General features: G+C 70.9%; 9 protein-coding genes. 4 read left to right on the top strand and 5 right to left on the bottom strand.

The annotated features are described in order from the left end of the window. Positions 1-105: 105 nt before the first annotated feature. Positions 106-999: an NAD(P)-dependent oxidoreductase gene (locus ACP4J3_RS18415; RefSeq protein WP_426535654.1), complete on the bottom strand. Its 894-nt coding sequence runs from the start codon at positions 997-999 to the stop codon at positions 106-108. Positions 1,000-1,097: 98 nt separating this feature from the next. On the opposite strand from ACP4J3_RS18415, the gene ACP4J3_RS18410 reads away from it, so the two are divergent. Together ACP4J3_RS18410 and ACP4J3_RS18405 are read left to right on the top strand one after the other, a co-directional pair. Continuing rightward, positions 1,098-2,114, top strand: a complete 1,017-nt coding sequence (locus ACP4J3_RS18410) for a hypothetical protein (protein WP_426535652.1) — start codon at positions 1,098-1,100, stop codon at positions 2,112-2,114. Positions 2,115-2,222: 108 nt separating this feature from the next. Further along, positions 2,223-3,392: a hypothetical protein gene (locus ACP4J3_RS18405; RefSeq protein WP_426535650.1), complete on the top strand. Its 1,170-nt coding sequence runs from the start codon at positions 2,223-2,225 to the stop codon at positions 3,390-3,392. Positions 3,393-3,705: 313 nt separating this feature from the next. Here ACP4J3_RS18405 and ACP4J3_RS18400 read toward each other — a convergent pair whose 3' ends face one another. Continuing rightward, positions 3,706-4,797, bottom strand: a complete 1,092-nt coding sequence (locus ACP4J3_RS18400) for an LCP family protein (RefSeq protein WP_426535648.1) — start codon at positions 4,795-4,797, stop codon at positions 3,706-3,708. Positions 4,798-5,172: 375 nt separating this feature from the next. Between ACP4J3_RS18400 and ACP4J3_RS18395 the strand changes: the two genes are divergently transcribed. Next, entirely contained in the window at positions 5,173-9,039 is a 3,867-nt protein-coding gene (locus ACP4J3_RS18395) for a bifunctional glycosyltransferase/CDP-glycerol:glycerophosphate glycerophosphotransferase (RefSeq protein ID WP_426535646.1), read from the top strand. 85 nt (positions 9,040-9,124) lie between these two features. Here the strand turns inward: ACP4J3_RS18395 and ACP4J3_RS18390 are convergent, their stop codons facing one another. Then, positions 9,125-10,012, bottom strand: a complete 888-nt coding sequence (locus tag ACP4J3_RS18390) for an endonuclease/exonuclease/phosphatase family protein (protein ID WP_426535644.1) — start codon at positions 10,010-10,012, stop codon at positions 9,125-9,127. Positions 10,013-10,111: 99 nt separating this feature from the next. Between ACP4J3_RS18390 and ACP4J3_RS18385 the strand changes: the two genes are divergently transcribed. After that, positions 10,112-11,626, top strand: a complete 1,515-nt coding sequence (locus ACP4J3_RS18385) for a hypothetical protein (protein WP_426535642.1) — start codon at positions 10,112-10,114, stop codon at positions 11,624-11,626. 55 nt (positions 11,627-11,681) lie between these two features. Here ACP4J3_RS18385 and ACP4J3_RS18380 read toward each other — a convergent pair whose 3' ends face one another. Both ACP4J3_RS18380 and ACP4J3_RS18375 read right to left on the bottom strand, forming a co-directional pair. Then, entirely contained in the window at positions 11,682-13,811 is a 2,130-nt protein-coding gene (locus ACP4J3_RS18380; RefSeq protein ID WP_426535640.1) for a 3-hydroxyacyl-CoA dehydrogenase NAD-binding domain-containing protein, read from the bottom strand. After that, positions 13,808-15,025 carry a thiolase family protein gene (locus ACP4J3_RS18375; protein WP_426535638.1) on the bottom strand — a complete coding sequence of 406 codons (1,218 nt, stop codon included), beginning with the start codon at positions 15,023-15,025 and terminating at the stop codon, positions 13,808-13,810. The genes ACP4J3_RS18380 and ACP4J3_RS18375 overlap by 4 nt, the downstream gene beginning before the upstream one ends. Positions 15,026-15,110 lie beyond the last annotated feature (85 nt).

The following is a 15,110-nucleotide window of genomic DNA, read 5'->3' as shown; positions in this document are numbered from 1 at the left end:
GGCGCGAGAGCCGCGAGAGCCGCGAGAGCCCTGCGGTGGACTCGGTGCACTCCCGGCCGAGCCCTGCGGTGCACCGGGCGCACCCCCCGGACCGAGCCGTACGACTCACTCCCCGGGCTCGCCCTCCTCGAAGCTGGCGAAGTACGCCGCCGCCATGTCCTCGTCCCCGTGCCCCTGCGCGGCCGCCCGCTCGAAGCGCTCCGCGCTCGCCTCGGCCACGTCCAGACGGGCTCCGTGCCGCCGGCCCGCCGCCACGATGAGCCGCGCGTCCTTCGCCGCCGTGGTCACCGCGAACGCCGCCGGGGACAGCCCGCCGTTCAGCACCAGCCCGGTCTTGGCCCGCAGATACCCCATGTCGAGCGGGCCGCCGTCGATCACCTCGAAGAACCGCTGCGGGTCGACGTCGAGGGCCTTGGACAGCGCCAGCACCTCCCCGGCCGCGTTGGTCACCGCGAGCACCCAACTGTTGGCCACCAGCTTCAGCCGGGTCGCGGTGCCCGCCCCGCCGTCCTCGCCGGTCCACACGGTACGGGCGCCGACGGCGTCGAACACGGGGATCACCGTCTCCCGACCCGCACTCGGCCCCGCCGCCAGCACGGTGAGCTGACCGGCCTCGGCGGGCTGGCGGGTGCCGAGCACCGGGGCGTCGTAGAAGATGAGGCCGTGGTCGCGGGCGAAGGCGGCCAGGTCGGCGATGAAGTCGACGCCGGCGGTCGTCGACTGCATCCACACGGCACCGGAGCGCAGCCCGGGCGCCGCCTCGCGCATGACGTCCAGCGTCGCGGGGCCGTCGTACAGCATGGTCAGGACGGCGTCGGCGCCCTCGACCGCCTCGGCGGGGGTCGCGGCGACGGACGCCCCGTCGGCGGCCAGGGGCTCAGCCTTGGCCCGGGTGCGGTTCCAGACGCGGACGGTGTGCCCGGCCCTGACCAGGTTGCGGGCCATCGCGGCGCCCATGATGCCGGTGCCCAGGACGCTCACGGTGAGCTTGTCGGTCATGACGTCGACTTCCTGTTCTCGTGCGGACGTTGCTGCCGTGATCCAGCTTGCCCGGGGCCGGGGCGCCCGGGGGAACCGCCCCCGAATAGAGTGAACCGGTGAACGGCGACTGGCTCATCCGCGGCCGCGACGGCCGCCTCAGCGTCTATCTGCCGACCGACGACGGCGTGCTGTGCCGGGCGGAACTCGGACCCGGCGGCCCCTGGGAATCCCCGCGCCGGGTCGGCGGCGACCAGAAGCTGCGCCCCGGCCCCGCCGTCGGCCAGGGCGCCGACGCCTACGCCCATCTGGCCGCCTGGCGCCCCACCAGGGCGGGCGAGGCGGGCCTGGTCCACTCCACGCACTTCCGCCCGCGCCTGGCCGCCCTGGACTGGATCTCCATCGGCCACCCGAACCAGGCCGGCGACCGCACCGGCACGCCCGCCGTCGCGGTCGACGCGCAGGGGCGGGCCCATGTCTTCGTCCGCAACAGGGGCGGCGGTGTGAGCATGCGCGGCCAGAAGGAGGCCGGCGGCTGGGGCCCCTGGCGCGACCTCAAGGGGCGCGACGTACAGGAGGACCTGGCCGCCGTGACGGGGGAGTCCGGGCTGGTCGAGCTGTACGCGGCCGTCCCCGGGGCCATCCTGTACTGGCGGCAGGAGAAGCCGGGTGCCGTCCCGGTCCTTCAGGAGGCGATGGAGACCCCGGTCCGCCCGGGCACCCTGCGCGCCCTGGCCACCTCCGCCGAGCACACCACCCTCTTCTACGGCGACGACTCCGGCGACCTGTGCGCCTGGCGCCCCGGCACCAAGCCCGTCGCCCTGCTGACGTCCGCCGGCCCCGGCCCGGTGTCCGCGATCCGCTGTGAACTCGACGGCCACGATTGCACGTTGCTCGCCCAGCGCTCGGCGTCCGGGCGGACAGCCTTCGCCGCCTACCCCACCGAGGACGAGTCGGCCGGTGCCTGGTGGACCGAGTCGGGACCCCGGCTGCCCGCCGACGCCGCCGTGGCGCTGGCCAAGGACGAGCAGGACCGGGTGGTCGCGGCCTCCCTGTCCCCCTCGGCCGGACAGCTTCTGCTGACGCGTCGCAAGGACGAGCCGGGGCTGGCGCTGTCCGCGTGGGAAGCGGTCTGACGCGCTGCGAACCGCAGGGGAACTGGTGAACGAACCCGCATATGATGTACCGGGTTCAGGGGTTCCCGCGTCCGTGACGCGGCGGGCTTGAGGAAGGTGCACCAGGCCATGCGGAGAAGGTCGGCGGGCCCCGGGGGCACTGCAGGTCCGGTCGGGCGCGGCACGGCGGATCAGGGCCGTATCGCGTCGGGGGCGGCCCACGGCGAATGGCTCACCCTCGGCAGGGACCGCCGGCTCACGCTCTACGCGCCCACCGAAGGCGGGCTGCTGCGCTGGACGGAGACCGCCGTCGGGGGCCCCCAGTGGAGCGGACCGCACTACGTGCCCGTGGCGGGACTCACCCATCTGACGGTGGCCCGGGGCGCGGACACCTACGTCCACCTCCTCGGCCGCCGGGAGCGGACCGCCGCCGACGGCACGCGCGCGGTGGACGTCGTCCACGCCATCCAGTACCAGACGGGCCTCGCGGTCACCGACTGGCGCTCGCTCGGCAACCCGCACCAGAACCAGGACCAGAACCAGGACCAGAACCAGAACCAGGACCAGGACCGGGAGCAGGGCGGGGAACTCGGCCCGCCGGTCGGTGCCATCGCCTCCGACGGCACCGTGCACGTCTTCGTGCGCGGTGCGCACGGGGGCCTGATGCTGCGTCGAGAGGGCCCGAACGGCAAGTGGCGTGCCTGGGAGGACCTGCGCGGAGCCGGCCTCGACGCGCTGCCCGCCCCGGTCGCCCTCGCCGGCGGCCGGATCGAGGTCTGCGCCGCCGCCGAGACCGGCGTACTGATCTGGCGTCAGGCCGAGCCGGGCGGCGACTTCAGCGGGCCGCGCGGCTTCTCGCTGCGCCCCGCGCCGGGCACCGTCGCCGCCGTGGAGACCGGTCCGGACCGGCCCACGTTCTTCTGGACGGACACCGAGAGCGGTGGTGCCGCGGCCTGGCGGGTCGGGGGCTCGCCGATCGCGCTGGGCGCCTCCCCGGCCGTACGGCCGTACGCGGTGCTGCGTACGTCGCTGGACGGTTACGACTGCGTCGCCCTCGCCTACCGGGACCGGGACGGCTCGGCCGTGCTGGGCATGGGCGGCACCGAGAACGAGTCGGCCGGGTTCTGGTGGTACGGGCTGTCCGAGCCCTGCCAGGGCGCCCCGGCGCTGGCCCGGGACGGCCGCGACCGGGTCGTGATGGCACTGATCGGCCCCGACGGCCTTCCGAGGGTGGCCCGCCAGAAGGACGGCACCGGGGTCTCCCTCGGCGGCTGGCGACGCCTCCAGGGGCCCTTCTGATGGATCTCCGCGGAAGAAGCGGAAGAAGGAGCGGCGTTCGGTGCGTGCTCTCGGCGTGCCGGGCGTCGCGACGCCGCGGAGATCCATCAGAAGGGCACGAGGCCGCCCTGCCCGTCGAATTCCCGCCTGCCGCGCGGCGTCCGGCCCGCACGCTCGCGGCGTTGCGCAACCGCCCACGTGACTGCCGCCGGGGGAGGGCACCCCATCGAGGCGGGCCCGGCGCCTTGCGATCGCACGCACCGGACACCGCGCGTGCGTCCTTCGGGCGGACGGCGGGAATCCGACGGCAGGGCCCGGCCCGGCGCCCCGGTCGTCAGCCGCCCGTCGCGGGTGACTTCTTCGCGGACTCGGGGATCGCGGAGTCCGAGCGGATCGCCTTCCAGAGTTGGGTCGCCTGCGGTTCGACGGCCACCACCCGGTTGGGATCCACCTTGTCGTACGCCACCGGCAGCATGATCGTCTCCATCCTGGACGGGTCGACCCCGTTCAGGCTGCGGCCGAAGTCCGCGAGCTTGGTGAGCGAGGCGAGGTCGGAGTCGGTGGTGAGCGCGGTGGTGAGCTCGTCGGCGATCTTGTAGGTCTTGGTGGGGCTGCCCAGCAGGTCCTGCTTCTTGATCTCGGCGAGCAGGGCCACCATGAACTGCTGCTGGAGGCCGATGCGCCCGAGGTCGCTGCTGTCCCCGACGCCGTGCCGGGTGCGCACGAACTGCAGGGACCGGGTGCCGTCGAGCCGGTGGGTGCCGGCGGTCAGGTTCAGGCCGCTGGAGGAGTCGTGGATGTCCTGCTCGACCTTGACGGTCACGCCGCCGATCGCGTCGACCAGCCCCTTGAATCCGGCGAAGTCGATCTCCACATAGTGGTCCATGCGGACCCCGGACATCTGCTCCACGGTCTTGACCACACAGGCCGCGCCGACCTGCGAGTAGATGGAGTTGAACATCACACGCTCGGCCGACCTGACCTCGGTGCCGTCCGTCTTCGTGCACGCGGGCCGGCTGACCAGGGTGTCGCGCGGGATGCTGACGGCTACGGCACGGGTGCGGCCCTCGGGGATGTGCATCACCAGCGCGGTGTCCGAGCGCGCCCCGGCGACGTTGCCGGCGTCCAGCGCGGCGTTGGCGCCGGCGCGTGAGTCCGAGCCCAGCACCAGGATGTTCTGCCCGGACGTGGGCAGTTTCTCGGGCCGGTTGTCGCCGATGGTCTTGTCGAGGTCGACGTCCTTGATGTTGCCGTCGAGGCTGCTGTAGAGCCAGTAGACCGTGCCGCCCGCGGCCAGCAGCAGGACCAGGAGCGTCAGCAGCACGATGCGTCCCCAACGCCTCTTGCCGCGCGGGGACTTGCGTCGTCCTTCGCTCGGCGCCGCCCGGCGGGCACGGCGGGACTCGGTGGTGGCGCTGTGCGTCATCGTGTCCGGATTCCTCTCCTCACGGACCCCGCGTCGGCGGGGGTGCGGGGGTCCGGGTGGGGGGTGCCGGCCCACTGATGCCGTTGGTGAACTGCGAGAACTATAAGCAACGGCACAGAGTCGCTTTGAGAGCGGGGGACTTTAGCATGTCTTGGCGATGAACAACACAGTAAGCGCTCTTGACCGGCCATAAGAGTCGCATAAGATATGGCAATCCTGTGACCAGTGGTGGGGGAGCCGTTGGCCGGGGTGAGGGGATCCGGTGATGCCGCCGCGGCAAGGGGGCCGCTTGGCACTCCATGTTCAGGGGTGGGGCGTCCGGTGCGGAGTGAGTGACTGTCCGCATGGGGCGAAATGTTGTGGTAGGAGTGCCAGTTGGCGGAGCATCCGCGTCTCAGCGTCGTCGTTCCTTTTCAGGATGTTGAGGGCTATCTCGCCGAATGCCTGGAGTCGATAGCGCGCCAGTCGTTCCGTGACTTCGAGGTGATCCTCGTCGACGACGGCTCCACCGACGGATCCACGCGCATCGCCGCCGACTTCTGTGCGGCGGACCCGCGCTTCCGCCTGGTCCGCCAGCACCCGCACGGCCCGGGACACGCCCGTAACCACGGACTGCGGGCCGCCGACCCGCGGGCGGAGTTCCTCGCCTTCGTCGACGGCGACGACGTCATTCCCGAATACGCCTACGAACTGCTGATCCGCACGCTGCGGGAGTCCGACGCGGACTTCGTCTCGGGCAACGTGCAGATGATGAACTCCACCAAGAAGTGGCAGTCCCCCCTGCACAAGACGCTGATGCAGAAGAACCGGCGCGGTACCCACATCACCAGGTTCGAGGGGCTGATCTACGACCGCACGGTCTGGAACAAGCTGTTCCGCCGCTCCTTCTGGGACCAGCACGCCATCCGGTTCCCCGAGGGCGTCCTGTACGAGGACTCCTGGGTCAACATGTACGCCCACTTCAGCGCCGCCAAGGTCGACGTCATCACCGACGTCGTCTACTTCTGGCGCCGCCGCGAGGGCGGGGCCGCGCCCTCGATCACCCAGCGCCACAGCGAGCTGTCGAACCTGCGGGACCGGGTGTCCGCCGTGCGGTCGGTCAGCCGTTTCCTCGCCGGGCAGGGCTCGCGCGCGTACGAGGACAGCAAGCGCAAGTACGACCTCGCCTGTCTGAAGTCCGACCTCATGCTGCACATGAAGGTGCTGCCGGACGCCGACGACGAGTACCGCGAGTCCTTCATGCGGTGGGCCAAGGAGTTCCTCGACGAGGCCGACCCCGCCATCATCGACGAGCTGCCCGCCGTCGACCGGATCAAGTGGCTGCTGGTCCGCGCGGGGCGGCAGGCCGAACTGGTGGAGGTCGTCGAGTTCGAGCGCCGCGGCGGCCCGATACCCGTCCAGCGCCGCTTCCACCGCTATCTGAAGTACCCCTACCTCGGCGACCGCGAGGTGGGCCTCGACAAGAAGGCCTACCGGCTCGACAAGGAACTCTCCCTGCACGGCTCGCTGACCGACGCGAACTGGAGCCCCGACTCCGACCTGCTGACCCTCAGCGGCACGGCGTACGTCCGCTTCATCAACGTGCACAAGAAGCACATGTCGGTGAAGGCGATCGCGCTGCGGAACAAGAAGCAGGGGCGGATGCTGGTCACCCCCGCGAGGACGACGTATGCGCCGCAGGCCACCGAGCACTCCCAGCAGAATCGTTACTGCTATGACTGGGCCGGCTTCGAGACCCGTATCGACACCACCCGCCTCAAGCGCAAGGGCCAGTGGGTCGAGGGCACCTGGGACGTGGCCGCCGGCGTCCTCAGCCGCGGGCTCTTCCGCTACCGCGGCATCTCCCGCGGCAGCGCGGGCAACGGCGCCAACCCGCCGTACCGGTACGTCGACAGGAACACCCGCGTCCTTCCGGTGTTCCTGCAGGGCAAGCTCAAACTGCGCGTGGAGATCGTGCGCTGCCGGATCACCGGTCACCGCATCGTCGGGGACCGGTTGGAACTGCGCGGCGTGTACCTCGGCCCGAAGGTGCCCGAGTGGGGCAAGTTCCGGGTCACCAGCATGAGCGGCGCCGGACGGCACGACGCCCGGGTGTACTTCACCCCCGGCGGCGAGGGCTGGTGCACGTTCGCGGCCCGCGTTCCGCTGCGCGTCCTGGTGCCGGGCTTCCGCGCCGGCGACGGCACGGGCGCGGAGGTCCCGCAGTCCTGGAACATGGGCAGCAACGGCTGGAAGACCACCTTCCACGTGGAGGGCCGCAAGTCGCCCCTCTACCCGGTCATGGCGGAGGACACCCCGGACGGGCACCACCGCATGCCCGACTCGCTGCAGACCCCTCAGGGCGACCGCGAGGTCGTGGTCCACCGCAACGGCTCCGGCTACCTGGTGCTGTTCGAGCGCGCCACCCTGCCCATGGCGACGCGCGTGGCGTGGCGGGAGGACGGCGCACTGGAAATCCACGGCCGCTACCTGGCCGCCGACCGGCTGACCGACGAGGAGTACCGGGCCGCACACCTGGTCGTGCGCTCCCGCGCGCACGGCGCGGAACGCAGTGTGCCGCTCGAATGGGACGGCGACGAGTTCCGTTGCGTCCTGTTCCCCGCCGCCATGCGCACCCTGGCCGGGGACATCCCGCTGGCGGCCGGCCGCTGGGACTTCTTCCTGCGCCGCCAGGACCTCTCGGCCGTCGCGCGCGAGGACCGCCTCGAAGACCTGACGGTGAAGCTCGAGCAGGACCTCATCCCCGCGTTCGGGCAGGACTACGAGGAGAACGAGCGCCGCTACGAACTCCAGGCCGAGGCCTGGGACCGGCTCTCCCTGCTGGTGCACTCGGCCATGCCCGACGACGCCCGCGGCCCCTACCGCCAGAAGCTGCTGCGCACCAGGGCCTACCCGGCCGCCCGCCGCTGGCAGGTGCGCCCCGCCGTCCTCTTCGACGCCTTCAAGGGCACCCAGTACTCCGACAGCCCGCGCGCCGTGCACGAGGAACTCGTGCGGCGCGGCGTCGACATCGAGCACCTGTGGGTCGTCCGCGACGACCAGGTCCAGGTGCCGCCGACGGCGACGCCCGTGCGCATGTGGTCACCGGAGTGGTACGAGGCGCTGGCCACCAGCCGCTACGTCGTCGCCAACAACCACCTCCCCGACTGGTTCGCCAAGCGCGAGGGACAGGTCGTCGTCCAGACCTGGCACGGCACCCCGCTGAAGAAGATCGGCCACGACATCGAGGCCATCCACTTCGCCGACCAGCGCTACCTGGAACGGGTAGAGAAGGAGGTCCAGAACTGGGACATGCTGGTCTCGCCCAACAGCTTCTCCACCCCGATCCTCAAGCGGGCCTTCGGCTTCCCCGGCGAGATGGTCGAGTGCGGCTACCCGCGCAACGACGTCCTGCGCCGCCCGGACATGGAACACCGCGAGCAGGAGATCCGCCGCCGCATCGGCCTGCCGGAGGACAAGCGGGTCGTGCTGTACGCGCCCACATGGCGCGACGACCAGTTCTACGCCCCCGGCAAGTACAAGCTGGACTTCCGCATCGACCTGGCGGACGCCCGCGCCCGCCTCGGCACCGACCACGTGCTGCTGGTGCGCCGCCACCCCAACGTGGTGGACCCGGTGCCGGGCGCCGGCGACGGCTTCGTCTTCGACGTCTCCGACTACCCGGACATGGCCGACCTGTCCCTGATCACCGATGTGATGATCACGGACTACTCGTCCCTGATGTTCGACTACGCCAACACCGGGCGCCCGATCCTGTTCTTCACCTACGACCTGGACCACTACCGCGACACGCTGCGCGGCTTCTACTTCGACTTCGAGCACAGCGCGCCCGGCCCCCTGGTGCACACCTCGCGGGACCTGGTGACGGCCATCGCCGACATCGACCGCATCCAGGACACCTACGCCGAGCGCTACCGCCGGTTCCAGCGCGACTTCTGCGACCTGGACGACGGCTACGCCGCCGCCCGGCTCGCCGACCGGATGCTCGTCGCGGGCGGCGACCTCGCACCCGAGGACGCCATGGCCCCGCCCGCAGGCAGCGCCGGCACCCGGCACTCGGTGCGCTCGCTCACTCCGATCCGGTGGAAGGCCCAGCACTGGTTCGCGCGGCCCGGCGGCGACCGGCTGGACGCGCTGCCGGCTCAGCCCGCCATGGACGGCCGTACGTCCGAGGGGACCGCCGAGGACGGGACGTACGGGACAGCGACTGAGGGCCGAGCACATCAGGACGTGATCGCGTGACGTCGACGCCTTCGGCCGGTAACGCCCGCGAGCCCCGCCCCACCCCGGCCCGCCCACCGGGCCACGACGCCCGATGACCCCCGCCTCAGCCGGTGCGCACCCGGAGCAGCAGGGCCAGGTGGTCCGAGGCGCCGGTGTCGCGGACCTGGCACCGGGACTTGGGCAGCCCGGTGAACAGGTAGTCCAGCTTGTGGCCGGAGAGATGCGTCGCCCGGCCCGAACGGTCGGCGGCCGTCGCCTGGTCGCATTCCCGGTGGGTGCGGTAGGGGACGGCGGGCCACACCCCCGCGTCGGGGTTGCGGGCACCGGGCGGACCGACGTTCAGGTCGCCGCCGTAGACCGTACGCCGCGCGGGCACCGCGGCCACCAGCGCCCGGAGCTGGTCGTCGCGGAACTCCCAGTCGGGGTGCGCCCGGTCGCTGCCCGGCGGACTCAGATGCGCGCCGCACACCCGAACGTCGGCTGCCGCGACCGTCGCGCACAGGACGCCGCGCCGCACCCCGACGGCGGGCTGCCGCGTGGGCACCGACCGCACCTCCGACAGCGGATCGGCCGACAGGATGCCGAAGCCGGCCGCGCCCTGCCCGCGCCCGGCGCAGCGCACGGTCGCGGTGCGTCCGGCACCGTCGCGCCAGGTGTAGGCCCGGAACGCGGTGCGCCAGGACCGGCCGAGGTCCTCGCGCACCGCCTCCATGTCGCCGGCACACGCTTCCTGTACCAACACCACACGGGCCCCGCCGGTGGTGGCGAGCCACTTCAGCGCCCGCTGCTTCGCGTCGCGGTCGCCGGTGTGCTCGCAGTGCCACTGCCGCACCCCGCACATGTTCCACGTCGCCACCGTCAACGCCCGGACCGAGGGCGTGGAGCGCGCCGGCCCGGCGGCACACTGCGTCAGCGCCGCGGCCGCGGCGAGCGCGAGCAGCGCGAGCGCGGCGGCCGCGGCCCGCACCGGCCGGGAGGTTGTCGGAAGCATCACGACATGATGTCCGATGGGCTGTTCGGACACAAAAGTACCCCTCACTTCGCACGTTCCCGCCCGACCTCGAAGCATCTCTGAGAGTGGAGTCCGTACATGTCCAAAGCACCTTCGAACGGGCGGCCCCTGCTCAACGGCATCGAAGCCTCGGGGACGTTCCCGGTGGAGTACCGGTTCGCCCACGCCAAGGGCGGCAACCGGCACCTGGTCGTCGTCTTCGCCAACTTCTCGGCGCCCGACGACTACGGCTGGTCGAACGGCGTCTTCGACAACGTCAGGGCCAACATCCTCTGGATCCGTGACCGGTTCGACGGGATGAACAGCTATTACCTGTGCAAGGGGATGGACTTCTCGCTGGAACAGTCCGTCGCCACGCTCATCTTCAACGTCATGAAGGCCCTGTCGCTCACTCCGGGGGACGTCACCCTGTGGGGCGGCTCCAAGGGCGGCAGCGCGGCCCTCAACTTCGGACTGCGGTACGGCTTCAGGAACATCGTCTCCATCGTGCCCCAGTTCCAGATCGGGACGTATGTGCGGGACGTCCACCCGAAGGTGGCCGCTTACATGCTGGGCGAGGGGGTGCCGGAGGAGAACGTGCGGATCGTCGACTCGATCCTTCCCGACCTGGTCCGCTCGGAGGTCAACCGGGAGGCCAACATCTACCTGCTCTCCTCGCCTCAGGACGAGCAGTACGCGAACCAGGTGGAGCCGTTCCTGGGCCTGTTCCAACGGTACGAGAACTTCAACTTCATCTTCAGCGAGTCGTCGTTCATCACCGACCACACCCAGGTGACCCGGCGCAACGTCCCCGCCCTGATGGGCATCCTCAACCTGCTGGCCGATGGCATCCCGCCGCGCCTGGGATTCGTGCGCAACGGCTACGAGGAGCCCGATCGGGACAAGTCGGCGATCGACGCCTACCTGTCCGCCACGTCCATGGTGAAGGACACGGCGGCCTTCCCGCCGCCGGTGGTGAGGACGCCGGCCCTCAACACCGAGGTCCCGGTGTCCGGAGGGCTCTTCACGGGCGTCGCCGCGGGAGCGGTACGCGTGAGCCTGTGGGAGAACGGCAAGTTCCTGGCGTCGCCGCCCGTCGCGGCGGACGGCAGCTGGTCCTGGGAGCCGAAGCGGCCGTGGACCAAGGGAAAGCACCTCGTCAGGCTCTTCTCGGTGAACGCGGACGGCTTCCACTCGGAGCGGACCGAGGTGTCCTTCACCGCGGTCGACGTCCCGGCGGGCGTGGGACTGCCAGGGATGGTCCAGGGCGCCGTCGTGTCGACGGTGGGGCAGGGCGCGGACGCTCCGCTGGTGCTGGAACCCGTCGCCCACGAACAGGTGCTGGACTCCCGGGTGGTCTTCACGGGCTCCGCCGCCGGCGCCGCACAGATCGGGTTCCGGGAGAACGGCGCACTGCTGGGCGGCGTGGCGGTCGCCGCGGACGGCACCTGGTCGTGGGACGCGGGCTGGGCCTGGTCCGCCGGCATGCACGTCGTGGACGTCTTCGCCGTCGACGCCGCCGGGGCCGAGTCCGCGGTGACCCAGGTGCCGTTCACCGTCATGACCGCCTCCGCCGTGAGCGGCACGAGCGCCTATTACGGCGGTACTTACTGACCGACGACAGAGGGCCCCCGCCGCGGCGGGGGCCCTCTTCACACGCGTACGCCCGTTACGCGGGAACCGACGCCACGCCCGGCGCCAGGAACTTCTTGCCGTTCACGCGCTCCGAGACACCCTCGCGGTCCAGGTACGGCGTGATGCCGCCCAGGTGGAAGGGCCAGCCGGCGCCCGTGATCAGGCACAGGTCGATGTCCTGGGCCTCGGCGACGACGCCCTCGTCGAGCATGAGCCCGATCTCCTGCGCCACCGCGTCCAGGACCCGGTCGCGGACCTGCTCCTCGGTGAGGACCACGTCGCCCTGCTTCAGCAGCGCCGCGACCTCGGGGTCCAGCTCCGGCTTGCCGCTGTCGTAGACGTAGAAGCCGCGCTTGCCCGCCTTGACGACGGCCGCCAGGTTCTCGGAGACCTTGAAGCGGTCCGGGAACGCCTTGTTGAGGGTCTCCGAGACGTGCAGGCCGATGGCCGGGCCGACCAGCTCCAGCAGGACGAGCGGGGACATCGGCAGGCCCAGCGGCTCGACCGCCTTCTCCGCCACGTCGACCGGCGTGCCCTCGTCGATGACGTTCTGGATCTCGCCCATGAAGCGGGTGAGGATGCGGTTCACGACGAACGCCGGGGCGTCCTTGGTGAGGACCGCGGTCTTCTTCAGCTTCTTGGCCACCGCGAAGGCGGTCGCCAGCGAGGCGTCGTCGGTCTGCTCGCCGCGGACGATCTCAAGGAGCGGCAGCACCGCGACCGGGTTGAAGAAGTGGAAGCCGACGACCCGCTCGGGGTGCTTCAGCTTCGACGCCATCTCCGACACCGAGAGGGACGAGGTGTTCGTCGCCAGGATCGCGTGCGCCGGGGCGACCGCCTCGACCTCCGCGAACACCTGCTGCTTGACGCCGATCTCCTCGAACACGGCCTCGATGACGAAGTCCGCGTCCGCGAAGCCCTCGGCCTTGTCCAGCACACCGGTGACCAGGGCCTTGAGGCGGTTGGCCTTGTCCTGGTTGATGCGGCCCTTGCCGAGCAGCTTGTCGATCTCGGCGTGGACGTAGCCCACACCCTTGTCGACGCGCTCCTGGTCGATGTCGGTCAGCACGACCGGCACCTCCAGGCGGCGCAGGAACAGCAGCGCGAGCTGGGAGGCCATCAGACCGGCGCCGACGACACCCACCTTGGTGACCGGGCGCGCCAGGTTCTTGTCCGGCGCGCCGGCCGGGCGCTTGCCGCGCTTCTGCACCAGGTTGAAGGCGTAGATGCCGGCCCGCAGCTCGCCACCCATGATCAGGTCGGCGAGCGCCTTGTCCTCGGCGTCGTAACCCTGCTGCAGGTCACCGTTCTTGGCGGCGGCGATGATGTCCAGCGCACGGTAGGCGGCGGGGGCCGCACCGTGCACCTTGCCGTCGGCGATGAAGCGGCCCTTGGCGACGGCCTGGTCCCAGGCCTCACCGCGGTCGATCACCGGACGCTCGACCTCGATGTCGCCCTTGAGGACCTGGGCCGTCCAGATCAGGGACTGCTCCAGGAAGTCGGCGCCCTCGAAGATGGCGTCGGCGATGCCCAGGTCGTAGACCTGCTGGCCCTTGAGCTGCTTGTTCTGGTTGAGGCTGTTCTCGATGATCACCGAGACGGCCTTGTCGGCGCCGATCAGGTTCGGCAGCAGCGTGCAGCCGCCCCAGCCCGGGACCAGGCCCAGGAACACCTCGGGGAGGGAGAAGGCCGGGAGCGCCTTCGACACGGTGCGGTACTTGCAGTGCAGACCGACCTCGACGCCACCGCCCATCGCGGCGCCGTTGTAGTACGCGAAGGTCGGGACCGCGAGGGCCGCGAGGCGCTTGAAGACCTCGTGGCCGCCCTTGCCGATGGTCAGCGCGTCCTTGTGCTCCTTCAGCAGCTCGACGCCCTTGAGGTCGGCGCCGACGGCGAAGATGAACGGCTTGCCGGTGATGCCGACGCCGACGATGTCGCCGTCCGCGGCCTCCTTCTCGACCTGGTCGATGGCGGTGTTGAGGTTCGCCAGCGAGGCCGGGCCGAAGGTGGTCGGCTTGGTGTGGTCGAAGCCGTTGTCCAGCGTGATCAGCGCGAAGCGCCCGGCGCCGGACGGCAGGTCGAGGTGGCGTACGTGTGCGCTTGTGACGACCTCGTCCGGGAACAGCTCGGCCGCACCCTTCAAAAGCTCAGCGGTGGTGCTCACTTGTCCCCCTCGAAGTGCGGGTTCTCCCAGATGACCGTCGCGCCCATGCCGAAGCCGACGCACATGGTGGTGAGGCCGTAACGGACGTTCGGCTGCTCCTCGAACTGACGGGCGAGCTGTGTCATGAGACGCACACCCGACGAGGCCAGCGGGTGGCCGAAGGCGATGGCGCCGCCGTACTGGTTGACGCGCTCGTCGTCGTCCGCGATGCCGTAGTGGTCGAGGAAGGCCAGGACCTGGACGGCGAAGGCCTCGTTGATCTCGAAGAGGTTGATGTCCTCGATGGACAGGCCCGCCTTGGCGAGGGCCTTCTCCGTGGCCGGGATCGGGCCGTAGCCCATGACCTCCGGCTCCACGCCCGCGAAGGCGTAGGAGACCAGGCGCATCTTCACCGGGAGGTCGTGCTCGCGGGCGAAGTCCTCGGAGGCGATGATCGAGGCGGTGGCGCCGTCGTTCAGACCGGCCGCGTTACCGGCGGTGACCCGGCCGTGGACGCGGAACGGGGTCTTGAGGCCGGCCAGGTTCTCCAGGGTGGTGCCGGGGCGCATCGGCTCGTCGGCCGTGACCAGGCCCCAGCCGGTCTCGCCGGCCTCGGCGTTGGTCCGACGCACCGAGATCGGCACCAGGTCGGCCTGGATCTTGCCGTTGGCGTACGCCTTGGCGGCCTTCTCCTGCGAGCGCACCGCGTACTCGTCGGCGCGCTGCTTGGTGATCTGCGGGTACCGGTCGTGCAGGTTCTCCGCCGTCATACCCATGAACAGGGCGGACTCGTCGACCAGCTTCTCGCTGACGAAGCGCGGGTTCGGGTCCACGCCCTCGCCCATCGGGTGGCGGCCCATGTGCTCGACACCACCGGCGATGACGGCGTCGTAGGCGCCGAAGGCGATCGAACCGGCGGTGGTCGTCACGGCGGTCAGGGCGCCGGCGCACATGCGGTCGATGGAGTAGCCGGGCACCGACTGGGGGAGGCCGGCGAGGATGCCCGCCGTACGGCCGATGGTCAGGCCCTGGTCGCCGATCTGCGTGGTCGCGGCGATGGCGACCTCGTCGATCTGCTTCGGGTCGAGACCGGGGTTGCGGCGCAGCAGCTCCCGGATGGCCTTCACGACGAGGTCGTCGGCACGGGTCTCGTGGTAGATGCCCTTCGGGCCCGCCTTGCCGAACGGGGTGCGGACGCCGTCGACGAAGACGACGTCCCTGAGGGTACGAGGCACGATGGCTCTCCTCCAGAGGTGCGGGACGCTGAGCGCTTGCTCATGGCCATGCTACTTATGAGTAACGTAGCTGCACAGTCCCGGG

Source organism: Streptomyces sp. UG1 (genome assembly GCF_049974585.1).
GTDB lineage: Bacteria > Actinomycetota > Actinomycetes > Streptomycetales > Streptomycetaceae > Streptomyces.
Note: the sequence above shows the minus strand (reverse complement) of the source record. Positions and strands in the feature narration are given on the sequence as shown.

Bases quoted from the DNA above. Each gene is read 5' to 3' on its own strand.
- ACP4J3_RS18390 (WP_426535644.1), bottom strand. From the start codon at position 10,012: ATGCTTCCGACAACCTCCCGGCCGGTGCGGGCCGCGGCCGCCGCGCTC.
- ACP4J3_RS18385 (WP_426535642.1), top strand. From the start codon at position 10,112: ATGTCCAAAGCACCTTCGAACGGGCGGCCCCTGCTCAACGGCATCGAA.
- ACP4J3_RS18415 (WP_426535654.1), bottom strand. From the start codon at position 999: ATGACCGACAAGCTCACCGTGAGCGTCCTGGGCACCGGCATCATGGGC.
- ACP4J3_RS18400 (WP_426535648.1), bottom strand. From the start codon at position 4,797: ATGACGCACAGCGCCACCACCGAGTCCCGCCGTGCCCGCCGGGCGGCG.
- ACP4J3_RS18405 (WP_426535650.1), top strand. From the start codon at position 2,223: ATGCGGAGAAGGTCGGCGGGCCCCGGGGGCACTGCAGGTCCGGTCGGG.